General features: G+C 35.1%; 12 protein-coding genes and 1 pseudogene. 3 read left to right on the top strand and 10 right to left on the bottom strand.

Annotation, left to right across the window (positions count from 1 at the left end; genetic code table 11):
• Positions 1-259: 259 nt before the first annotated feature.
• A complete protein-coding gene (locus tag GQ596_RS10710) occupies positions 260-1,912 on the bottom strand; it encodes a hypothetical protein (protein ID WP_160401718.1) in 1,653 nt (550 codons plus the stop codon).
• A 334-nt stretch (positions 1,913-2,246) separates the two neighbouring features.
• Here GQ596_RS10710 and mobB point away from each other — a divergent pair, with 334 nt between their 5' ends.
• Complete coding sequence (mobB, locus tag GQ596_RS10705; protein ID WP_202112560.1) at positions 2,247-2,741, top strand: molybdopterin-guanine dinucleotide biosynthesis protein B; 495 nt, start codon at positions 2,247-2,249, stop codon at positions 2,739-2,741.
• A gap of 50 nt (positions 2,742-2,791) precedes the next feature.
• Positions 2,792-3,484: a monofunctional biosynthetic peptidoglycan transglycosylase gene (gene mtgA / locus GQ596_RS10700; protein ID WP_160401716.1), complete on the top strand. Its 693-nt coding sequence runs from the start codon at positions 2,792-2,794 to the stop codon at positions 3,482-3,484.
• A gap of 3 nt (positions 3,485-3,487) precedes the next feature.
• Here the strand turns inward: mtgA and cobB are convergent, their stop codons facing one another.
• Entirely contained in the window at positions 3,488-4,171 is a 684-nt protein-coding gene (gene cobB / locus GQ596_RS10695; protein WP_160401719.1) for a Sir2 family NAD+-dependent deacetylase, read from the bottom strand.
• A gap of 56 nt (positions 4,172-4,227) precedes the next feature.
• Complete coding sequence (locus tag GQ596_RS10690) at positions 4,228-5,043, bottom strand: hypothetical protein (protein WP_160401715.1); 816 nt, start codon at positions 5,041-5,043, stop codon at positions 4,228-4,230.
• Between the two features lie 209 nt (positions 5,044-5,252).
• On the opposite strand from GQ596_RS10690, the gene GQ596_RS10685 reads away from it, so the two are divergent.
• Entirely contained in the window at positions 5,253-5,942 is a 690-nt protein-coding gene (locus GQ596_RS10685) for an aspartate/glutamate racemase family protein (RefSeq protein WP_160401714.1), read from the top strand.
• Positions 5,943-5,946: 4 nt separating this feature from the next.
• Here the strand turns inward: GQ596_RS10685 and GQ596_RS10680 are convergent, their stop codons facing one another.
• The 7 genes and pseudogenes from GQ596_RS10680 to GQ596_RS10650 all read right to left on the bottom strand — a co-directional run bounded on the left by GQ596_RS10680 (position 5,947) and on the right by GQ596_RS10650 (position 11,226).
• Entirely contained in the window at positions 5,947-6,156 is a 210-nt protein-coding gene (locus GQ596_RS10680; protein WP_160401713.1) for a helix-turn-helix transcriptional regulator, read from the bottom strand.
• Positions 6,157-6,168: 12 nt separating this feature from the next.
• Positions 6,169-6,747 (bottom strand): DUF2975 domain-containing protein, encoded by a 579-nt coding sequence (locus tag GQ596_RS10675; RefSeq protein ID WP_160401712.1) that lies wholly within the window; start codon positions 6,745-6,747, stop codon positions 6,169-6,171.
• A 168-nt stretch (positions 6,748-6,915) separates the two neighbouring features.
• A complete protein-coding gene (rpoH, locus tag GQ596_RS10670; protein WP_160401711.1) occupies positions 6,916-7,776 on the bottom strand; it encodes an RNA polymerase sigma factor RpoH in 861 nt (286 codons plus the stop codon).
• Between the two features lie 201 nt (positions 7,777-7,977).
• The gene (gene ftsX / locus GQ596_RS10665) at positions 7,978-8,949 is read right to left on the bottom strand and encodes a permease-like cell division protein FtsX (protein ID WP_160401710.1); all 972 of its coding nucleotides are present in this window, start codon (positions 8,947-8,949) and stop codon (positions 7,978-7,980) included.
• A complete protein-coding gene (ftsE, locus tag GQ596_RS10660) occupies positions 8,949-9,608 on the bottom strand; it encodes a cell division ATP-binding protein FtsE (protein ID WP_160401709.1) in 660 nt (219 codons plus the stop codon). The genes ftsX and ftsE overlap by 1 nt, the downstream gene beginning before the upstream one ends.
• A gap of 9 nt (positions 9,609-9,617) precedes the next feature.
• Positions 9,618-10,541 (bottom strand): annotated as a pseudogene (ftsY, locus tag GQ596_RS10655) (signal recognition particle-docking protein FtsY); the annotation flags it as partial.
• A 121-nt stretch (positions 10,542-10,662) separates the two neighbouring features.
• Entirely contained in the window at positions 10,663-11,226 is a 564-nt protein-coding gene (locus GQ596_RS10650) for a pseudouridine synthase (protein WP_160401708.1), read from the bottom strand.
• Between the last annotated feature and the right edge of the window lie 118 nt (positions 11,227-11,344).

The following is an 11,344-nucleotide window of genomic DNA, read 5'->3' as shown; positions in this document are numbered from 1 at the left end:
TGAATAAGCCTTAAAATTATAGCTTGATGGCGAATAATCTGCCACTTTTTTTGTTAATTTATTGTAAAGATTTGTTAGAAGGTTGGGTGCGGTGCTTTCAGCTCGAAGGGCGGCGCTATTGTGGCTTTGCCACAACGGCGCAACCCGAAGGGAAACGCCCCAACTTGCGCGGGGGCTGGGTTTTTGTCTGTATTGTTCCTCTTAGCTCCATAAACACCTTCTGCGCCTTTATTTAGGATTAAGAAATAAACGCTAAAAGCTAAGGTGTGGTGCAAACAGTAGAATGAGGAAAGTAAGTTGGGACGCTGTTGACTGCGCTGCTGAACGAGAAGACAGAGAATGGGTCGCTATCTGTTGCATCGCTCGTCCAGTAGTAATCGTAACTGAGATCCACATCTGCGTAGCTGTATCCGTTGCCCCACTCTGTGAAAAATCCTGCCCCTATGTGACGCTTGTAACCATTAAACCCTGACGACGGCGTGGTGCCATCGATGCCATTTATACATGGGAATTGATAATTAACTACACCACACTTCGCATTGGTTAAATCCCTTATCCGTGGCATTCGATAACCCAAACTATTACACCACGCTAACTGGTCTTTATAAGGTTTCAATTGCCCACCCCGATTGACGAACCACTGCCTTAACACAAATCCATACCTCACCTCATTACCACTTCTATCTCTACCGATCAACTCAAAGGTCTGTGGCAAAGATGGCACGGTAATTCGACTTGGATTAGAATTGCTCCACTGGTTTCTTGCCTCTGGTCCCTTCAACGTTACCCGCGTTACATTTTTGGTTTTATCCCTAATCCAAGCATCGTGTTGAAGTATTCCTAAACGAAAGTCTTCGTGTGAATCTGAACGCGGCCTTGTCCAATTTACCGTTGCTCTTATACTACCACTTGTGATTACTGTCCAACTTAACTGACTTGCATCGACGCCACCTACATCCAAATCAAAATACAATCCATCTGAACCCGTTGTTGGGAAATTTCGGTCGTAAGACGATGAACTGGTTGACTGGACTAAAAAACCCTTTTCAGGATTCCATATGTTATCGGGGCCTGCATAGCGTGGGTTGTCGTAAGAATCAATGCCAGTTGTGCCGCCAAACAGTAAATTCGGCCTGACCGAACAAATACCGGCATTGTTATATGGGTTAATATAATAATCCACCACGTCGCCGCTAAAAGTACTGCTCCTTGGCACACCATAACGGGTTATTAACGTGCCATTTGTACTTTCTAGCCTGACCCGATAAGGTGCACTGCATATACTTAATGCATCACTACGACTAACCGTATTACCGTTTTTATCCGTAAACGTTACCGATATACTCCCCGATGCCGCTACGTCACCCGTATTCTGTCCATCGCCATCATCATCTCCCCAATTTCCTTGAGTAACCAAATCATTTATGGTGATTGAACTCCGTGATGGCGGAACGATCATTGTAATATCACTTAATTTTCCGCCCACATTCGGTAATCTTATTGGTTTTGTTGGCGTTGATGGGTTGGTTGACTTCATGTACCTTGTGCCATCCGGTAACTTTATCGATAATAAACTGTCTGTATTGGTTGCCTTGATTAGCCCTCCATCAAACGTTAAATATGGTGCGCTCCCCTCTATTGCTCTTGATGTATAGGCCGATAACGCCTGTACCCCCTGCGTATACGGCAATAACAACAATGGCACAAAGAGCAACGCGGATTTAGGTAATAATGGTGGTTTGGATAACAATTTGGATATCGGTGATAATGTTGCCGATAACGGTGTCGATTTCGCTACGCAAAATGACTTTGGTGATGAAAATAAGTGTGGCGCCTGTTTTTGACGACCGTGTGAATCAATAAGATTTAAGGTATAGGTTGGGCAGGCCAGATGCCAGATGCCAGATGCCAATCATGATAGTGCATTTCAATCTTCCTGTCAAGTAATTTATTGTTTTATTTAAACTTTTATAATTTTTTATTTGCTTAAAAAAGCTTAAAAATTATAACTTGATGATGAATAATCCGCCAGTGTTTTTTTGTTGATTTATTGTAGAGATTAGTTAACGCTGGAAGTGGGGTTTGTTTAGCTTGGGTGACTGATCTTGGTAAAAGACAATAAAAACCTCAATAAAATCAATACCTTTCCTGACCACTTTTTGATAGATATGCTCTTATCTTTTTCATCGTGAAAAATGGTGTATATTAGTTTTTAATTGAATCTAACTATTTTGAATCACAACACGATGAATATAAGAAAAACGCTCGCTATTTGTGGTTACAGTGGCAGTGGTAAAACAACTTTATTAACTAAGGTGATTTCGCTACTTGTTGAGCAGGGCTTTAAGGTGGCGACTTTAAAACATGCGCATCACGATGTTGAATTTGATATTCCAGGAAAAGATAGCTATCAATTGCGTAAAGCCGGTGCTTTACAAACAATGGTTGCTTGCGATAACCGCTACGCTTTAATTTGTGAAACACCCAATAAATCAGCGGATTTGCAGACTTTAATTAATCAATTTTCTGATGTTGATATTATTTTAGTTGAGGGGTTTAAAGATGAGCAAATCCCTAAAATTATTTGTCACCGAGGCTGTGTTAAAAAACCACTTTTTATTGATGATTGTACTTTGGCGGTTGCTAGTGATGAGCCGTTAGATACAAATATACCAAGATTTGATATTAATCAGCCAATTCAAATTGCTGAGTTTATAAAAAGTTATTTATTAAAACGTTAATATATCGTATCTTATTTGCTAATTTTTTACGTTGTTTTATCTAAATCTGCATGAAGCCTTTATTCAAAAAATTTTTAAACATAACAAAAAAAGCGATAATTGGATTTATGCTATTGTCCGTTTTGCTTGTTGTGTTAATGCGTTGGGTTAATCCTTTGGGTTCAATGCTGATGGTAGAAAGAAAAATCACTCATTGGAACATTACTCAACAACGCACATGGAAAGATTGGGATCAGATTTCTGATAATATTAAAATAGCCGTTATTGCTGCCGAAGATCAAAACTTTTCTAATCATTGGGGATTTGATTTTAAGGCGATTAATCGGGCTTTGAAGCATAATCAAAATAATAAAAAAATTCGTGGTGCCAGTACAATTACTCAGCAAGTCGCCAAGAATATTTTTTTATGGCCATCACGTAGCTGGGTTCGTAAAGGATTTGAGTCGTGGTTTACACTTTGGATCGAACTTACTTGGTCTAAACAGCGCATTCTGGAAATTTACTTAAATAGCGTTGAATGGGATGAGGGCGTTTTTGGTATTGAGGCGGCTTCTCGTCACTATTTTAACGTTAGTGCTAGCCAATTAACGCCGACTCAAGCAAGTTTGCTGGCAGCGATTTTGCCTAATCCAAGAAAATGGAGTCCTGTTAACCCTAATAGTAATATTCAAAAAAAAGCAGAATGGATTCGTACCCAAATGAATAATTTGGGCGGTAAGTATTATTTAGATAAACTTGAATAATAGCTAGATGAATGTTTTTATAAATTCAGGCACCACTTTACTTGCGGGTCCGTAAATTTTGGTTTGAAATAGACTTTCACCTAAGCTGGGCTCTAAATTAAGTTCAATCGTTTTTGCATTTGTTTGGTTAGCAATTTGTACAAAACCAGCGGCAGGATAGACATTGCCTGATGTGCCAATGGATATAAAATAATCCGCTTGTGAAAGGGCATCATAAATTTGTTCCATTTGTAGGGGGATTTCACCAAACCAAACTATATGTGGGCGAATGAGTTTGTTTTGTTGATAATTCACATCGTTAAAGCAATCAATTATTTGTCCTGTTTTTTCATTACGAACTTTTAATAATTCGCCATGCATGTGAATAATATTTTTAGATCCAGCTTGTTCATGTAAGTTATCCACATTTTGTGTCACAATTAAGACATTGTCAGTACCTAATTTTTGTTCTAACTCTGCCAGCGCAAAATGAGCAGCATTAGGCTTTACGTTTGGGTGTTGTAATTTACGGCGCAACATATTATAAAAATCATGTACTGCTGTTGGGTTACGCATATAGCCTTCGTAAGTTGCTACGTCATTAACATCATAACCTTCCCATAATCCATTTTGGGCTCGAAAGGTTGATAAGCCCGATTCGGCCGAAATACCTGCGCCGGTTAGGATAACTATTTTAGGTATTGTCATCATTTATTGCACCTTTACAATTTAACTAAGATTATTGAAAGCAAAATATGAGCCATTTATTGGCTGTATTCGGTAGTAAAAATATGCAAAGCAGGTTTGCTAAGTTTTTGATATTGACTGTAGGCACTAGCCACTTTTAACCGGATATCGGCCTTTGATTCGCCATTTAACCAACCGTTAATCATTGCATGCACACTATACGCTTCTGGCGCCATACGGTGCAAAGTTAAAATGAGCGGAGTAATGCCTAGGCGCGATAGTGGTGGCGTAAAATATTGTTGGCTTTTGCAAGCAAATACTGCCGCATAACGTGATTTTTGTTTTTCTTGTTGCTCTTTTGATAATGTATTCCAACGCCAGCTATCGGGTAAGTATTTTTTCCATGACCATTCCATTAGTGAATCATGGCCTATATAGACAACCAGATCTGCACTTCCCCCTGCTATCACCGTTTTATTATCCAATTTAAATACTTTTGCCTTTTTGCCTGCTGAATAATCAATAAAATCATCAACAGTATCGTTAATATATTTGCCATTATACGCCTGTGCAATTAGATAAACATCTTTGTCTTGGTGTTTGTAAATAATCTCTTCTAATATTATTCCTGATTTGGGACGATTAATTTGCACAACTTGCCACTCTTTTTGCTTAGCAAAATAGGTTTTAAAACCATAAGCCGCCCCCCAATAAAGGTTGTTTTTGGGATCTTGTCCGTTACCTATCGCCTTTGGAACTGGTGCTATCTTTTGATATTTGTTATCACATAGTGCCACCAAAACATGGATCACCTTGGGTTCGGCAAAGCAGGGAAAGGAGAGTATAAAATAGATAATCGGTACAAGCCATAACTGTGTTTTTCTTTTCTTCATTCGAGATTGTTACCTTAACGGTTATATTTATAACGTTATTATTTTTATATAGACTTTATAGCATATATATTCGGTTATTTAGCAAAAAATAGTCAAAATTGTTGATTATCAACATAAATAATCCTGCAGTAAATTTACTTATCACTGTTTATTGTAGATAATGAAACAAGTTAACAAAAATAAATAAATTTTATATAGGTATATAAAAAATGAAAACAATTGGTTTAATCGGTGGTATGAGTTGGGAAAGCACAACAACTTATTATCAAGTTATTAATCAAACTATTGCTAAATCATTAGGTGGATTGCATTCAGCTAAAACGGTTTTATATAGCGTTGATTTTCAAGAAATTGAAAGTTGTCAGGCCAATAATGAGTGGCATAAAAGTGCAGCAATTTTAATTGATGCCGCTAAAAGAGTGGAACTTGCTGGTGCAGATTTTATAGTTATTTGTACTAATACCATGCATAAAGTCGCAGATCAGATCCAAAAAGCAATTAATATTCCAATCATTCATATTGCCGATGTGACTGCTAAACATTTATTAGCACAAAATATTAAATCGGTCGCTTTGTTAGGGACTAAATATACAATGGAGCAGGACTTTTATAAATCTAAACTGTTCGATAAAAATTTAAATGTGCTTATTCCTGAAGCCCAAGACAGAAATATCATTAATCAGATTATTTATGATGAACTTTGCAAAGGTATTATTAAGCCTGATTCTAAGCAGGCCTATCTTAATATTGTTGATAAACTCGTTAAAAATGGCGCAGAAGGCGTTATTTTAGGCTGCACTGAAATTGGGTTATTAATCTCTCAATCCGATCGCAATACACCTTTTTTTGATACCGCCTTAATTCACGCACAAGAAGCAGCATTACTTGCAATAAGTTAATAATCTATTCTTCGTTCGTATATTCTAATATATCACCCGGTTGGCAATCTAAATGTTTACAGATTGCCTCGAGTGTTGCGAGTCTAAATCCTTTGACTTTACCTTGCTTAAGTAATGATAAATTTTGTTCTGTAATACCAATTGTTGCCGCTAAATCTTTTGATTTAACTTTACGTTTAGCAAGCATGACGTTTAAATTTATTATAATTGGCACATATGACTCCTTTTAAATAAATTGTTTATTTTCTTCATCTAGTTGGCAAGCTTTTTTAAGTATTTGACCAATGAACATAATACTAATCGCAATAAATAGCGTTATGATATCATCACTAGAAAAAGAAATAGAAAAGTAACGTGCTGATGCATCTTGATTATAAGTTAAGATCATTGTTAATAACGGTTCAGATAAAAAACGTATTACCTCCCAACAAACAAGTAATTTGCCAAAGATGTAACAATGGTTGGCTGATTTTACTGAAAAATATTCAGATTGACTGTAATTGATAAACAATAGTCTAAGTTGATAAAACGCATAAATTAAAATGAGTATTAATGAAGTTTCCATTAATGTTGCGATAGTCGCTTGCCATCCTGCTAAAGATTTAGGATCAACATAATCTTCCCCACTAGTGAAGAAAGAAAACCCTGCGAATTCAAGTCCAATATTTGATATATCAAAAAAATAATATAAGAATGGAGATATTGCGCTAACTAACAAAATTAGAATTGGAATTAATGTTAATAATGCCATAAATCGACAATATTGATTTAACTGAGAATGTGTTTTAGTTATATCTGTATTCATCTTTAGACCCTTTTTCTTTATAAAAAGTGAACACAGTATAACATTGGAAAAACGAAAAACAATAATAAATTAAAATAAAACGATAATTTTTTGTTATTTTGTTTGTCTGTATTGTAAAAAAGCCTTACTTTTTAAAGTAAGGCTTAGGAAGTTAATATTAATGAAAAATTATGCTTCGATAGCAACCCTTAACTTTTTCATTGCGTTTTTTTCAAGTTGGCGAATACGTTCAGCCGAAACGCTGTATTTATCAGCTAATACTTGCAATGTTGATTTGCTATCATCAGCATCTAACCAACGTGCCTTAATAATATCTTGGCTGCGTTCGTCTAGTTGTGATAGTGCATCATGTAGTTTATCTGTCGCATCATTTTCCCAGTTGTCATTTTCAATTGATTTGGAAAAATCAGAGTTACTATCTTCTAAGTATAGGGCTGGTGCAACAATTGAATTGTCATCGTCATCGCTGTCAATATCAAACGACATATCTTGTGCAGACATGCGTGATTCCATTTCAAGTACGTCTTTACGGCTTACACCTAATTCATCCGCAACCATATCCACTTCAGCACTACTAAACCAACCTAAACGTTGTTTAGTCTTTCTTAGATTAAAGAATAACTTTCTTTGTGCTTTAGTTGTCGCAACTTTAACAATACGCCAATTTTTTAATACATATTCGTGGATTTCAGCTTTTATCCAATGTACAGCAAATGAGACTAAACGAACACCCATTTCCGGATTAAAACGTCGCACTGCTTTCATTAGACCAATGTTGCCTTCTTGAATTAAGTCTGCTTGTGGCAAGCCATAACCAGAATAACCACGTGCAATATGCGCCACAAATCGTAAATGAGATAAAATTAACTGGCGAGCAGCATCGACGTCATCATCATAATAAAGTTTTTCACCCAATGATTTTTCTTCTTCTGCAGTTAACATTGGGTAGGTGTTAATCATGCGAAGGTATGATTCTATATTTCCTTGTGGGATTAAAGCACCTACTTGCATTTTTAAATCAGTACTCATTTAATTCCCCCTTAAATTAAGTCATTTTGTTACATCATCAATTAAATGTAACAATTAAAAACGTTAAAATAACGTTCATTTATTATTTAGACCAACAAACCATAAATTAGTTCATACTTTTTATTTTCAATTAATAAGTATTCACTTAAGATTTACAGCTATTAAATTTGTTTTATATTCTAGTTAATTATGGAAAAATAACTAGGTAATTCGTGTTATTTTTAAATATTTTTTTGTCGCAATAAGCGATGAAAACCATCCTATAATCATAGTAATAAGCATGATCAATATGCTTTCATCCCATAATAGCCCTTCGATATTGATTATTGTTCCAAATACATCTGAAACATTCAATATAATTGACTCTATTTGAAAAATAAATATTTCCGATAAAATTAAAGAAATAATTGAACTAATAAAGCCAATAAGAATACCACTATAAAGAAAAGGACGTAAAATAAATCCCTCGGTTGCACCAATTAATTGCATGACAACAATCGTTTGCTTTCTAGCAAAAATATTTAAGCGAATACTATTTCCTATTACAAGAGATACAGCAATAATCATAAATACCGAGATGATCCATACAACAGATTTAATCATGTCTGTTAACGCGGTTAGTCGAGTAAACCAACTATCATCTAACTTTATATCATCTATACCATCAAGTTTAAGTAATTCAGTTTGTAATTGATGCAATATAACTGTTTTTTTTGCTTCTTCTTTAGGCATAACAATAGCTACTGCGGGTAGCGGGTTTTCGTCTAATAAATCCAATGCATTACTAAATCCTGACCATGTTTTAAATTCTTCTATTGTTTTTTCTCGAGAAAGATAATCAACTTGAGCAACTTCAGGATAAGATTTAAGTTTAGTAATCAATTCAGTTGTTTGTTCTTGGGTTAAATCTTTATTAATATAAATCGTTAAATTAGGCGTTGGATACCATTGTTTTGCAGTTTGATTAGCATTTTTCCAAAGAAGGTAACTAATAGTCGGTAAAGTAATTGAAATAGCAATAACAAAAACGGTCAATAGCGAGGCAAAAATATGTTGAGAAAAATCATTAAAAGTATTACGCCAAGCATAGCCAATTTGTCTTTTCCAACGAGAAAAAAAACTATTATTGTCTTTTTTCTTTAATTTAGTCGGTTTGTTATTAGCGTAATTCATTAACTTTTAACCTCTAAAAGCCCTTGATTTAAATGCAGTATTCGATGGTGTCTGCGACGAATAAGCCCCATATTATGGGTCGCCATCAAAACCGTTACGCCTGCTTGGTTAAATTCTTCAAAAAGCTTTAAAATATCCTTGGATAGTTTATCATCTAAATTACCTGTAGGTTCATCAGCAAGTAAAACACTAGGACGATTAACAATAGCTCGCGCTATGCCAACGCGTTGCTGTTCTCCACCTGATAACTGTATAGGATAAAATTTCATTTTATTTAATAATCCAACTTTATCCAATGATGCCGAAACACGCCTGCGAATTTCTTCTGCTGATTTACCTAAAATGATTAGTGGGATTGCAACATTATCATAAACAGTATGATCCATTAATAATTGATGATCTTGAAAAATCATCCCAATTGTGCGACGTAAAAACGGCATTTCATGCCTACTTAATCCTGAAACGTCAACGCCATTTAATAACACTTTTCCATCATTAGCTTTTTCTAAACCACAAATCAATCGCATTAAAGTGCTTTTACCAGCACCAGAATGTCCTGTTAAAAAGGCCATTTCTCCCGGTAATAACGTAAAGTTTATATTTTGTAATGCCGATTTTCCGCCAGAATAAACTTTACTTACACGTTGAAATTGGATCATGATTTCTCTCTATTCATCTGCTTGATCAAACAAAGCATTAATAAAATCATCTGCAACAAAAGGTCTTAAATCATCAATTTTTTCACCCACACCAATATAACGTATAGGAATACTAAACTGATCTGCAATACTAAAAATAATTCCACCTTTTGCAGTACCATCTAGTTTAGTTAATGTCATGCCAGTAACGCCAATAGCTTCATTAAAAAGTTTGGTTTGACTAATTGCATTTTGACCTGTGCCTGCATCAATCGTTAACATAATTTCATGTGGTGCCGTTTCATCTTGCTTTTTGATGACTCGTACTATTTTTTTCAGCTCGTCCATTAAATGAGATTTGTTTTGTAAACGACCAGCAGTATCAGCAATTAATACATCTATTTTCTTGGCTTTTGCTGCCTGTATTGCGTCAAAGATGACAGATGCTGAATCAGCATTGGTATGTTGTGCAATAACTGGAATGTTATTACGCTCTCCCCAAACTTGTAACTGTTCAACAGCCGCTGCACGAAAGGTATCACCAGCAGCAAGCATAACTGATTTGCCTTGTTGTTGAAATTGACGGGCTAATTTGCCAATTGTTGTTGTTTTACCTACGCCATTAACGCCTACCATTAAGATAACAAAAGGACTGTGGCTATTAATATCAAGCGGTTTATCTACGCCACTTAAAATTGAGTTCATTTCTTGTTTTAAAAGCTCATGTAATGCATCGGCATCTTTCAGTTCTTTTCTTGAGGCTTGTTTTGTTAAACTATCTATAATTCTTTGTGTTGTATCAAAGCCTACATCAGCAATAAGCAATTGTTCTTCTAGTTCTTCAAATAGGGCTTGATCAATCTTTTTGCCTTTAAATAAACTAAGAAAACCAGATCCAATATTTTGTTTAGTCTTAAAAAGACCTTTTTTTAAGCGAGAGAAAAATCCTTCTTTTTTTTGTTCAAACATAAATAATTTACCCTAAGATCATTCCTAATGATCATTCTATCTTATTTTAGAATAAAGCCCAATGCATTCAATAAAAGAGACTAATATTATTTTTTCAAATCTTTTGTTAAAAATAAATATCTTGAGTTGTGATATAGCGCCAATCACTTAATGGTAATTGATGAGTAAATAGATTATATTTTCCAATTTGAACTCTAACCAATCTTAAACAAGGAAAACCAACAGCAGCACACATTCGCCTAACTTGTCGATTTTTTCCTTCTGAGATTGTAATGCTAATCCATGAAGTAGGTACTGTTTTGCGTTCTCTAATAGGAGGGATTCTTTCCCATAGTTCTTTTGGGTCATCAAGAAAATTTGCTATAGCTGGCGCTGTGTGGAATTCTTTTAATTGTACGCCTTTTCTTAGTCTATTTATAGCTTGTTGGTTGATAATACCTTCAACTTGTACCCAATAAGTTTTAGGTAATTTAAATTTGGGTGAGCTGATTTTGGACTGTAATTTTCCATTATTCGTTAATAATAATAATCCTTCGCTATCAGTATCCAAACGTCCAGCAGGATAAAAATTAGGTAATTGTATAAAATCTTTTAATGTCTGATATTTTTCATGCGGTGAAAATTGAGTTATGACATTAAATGGTTTATTGAAAGCTATTAAAGTATTCATTTACCAATCTATATTAATCAATTAAAACCCCTGAAAGCAAAAAAGCCCAGCATCACTGCTGGGCTCATCTATTTAAAAGTCTGGCGGCACCCTACTCTCACATGGGTAATACCCACAC

This window comes from Gilliamella sp. Pra-s60 (genome assembly GCF_009795755.1).
Lineage (GTDB): Bacteria > Pseudomonadota > Gammaproteobacteria > Enterobacterales > Orbaceae > Gilliamella.
Note: the sequence above shows the minus strand (reverse complement) of the source record. Positions and strands in the feature narration are given on the sequence as shown.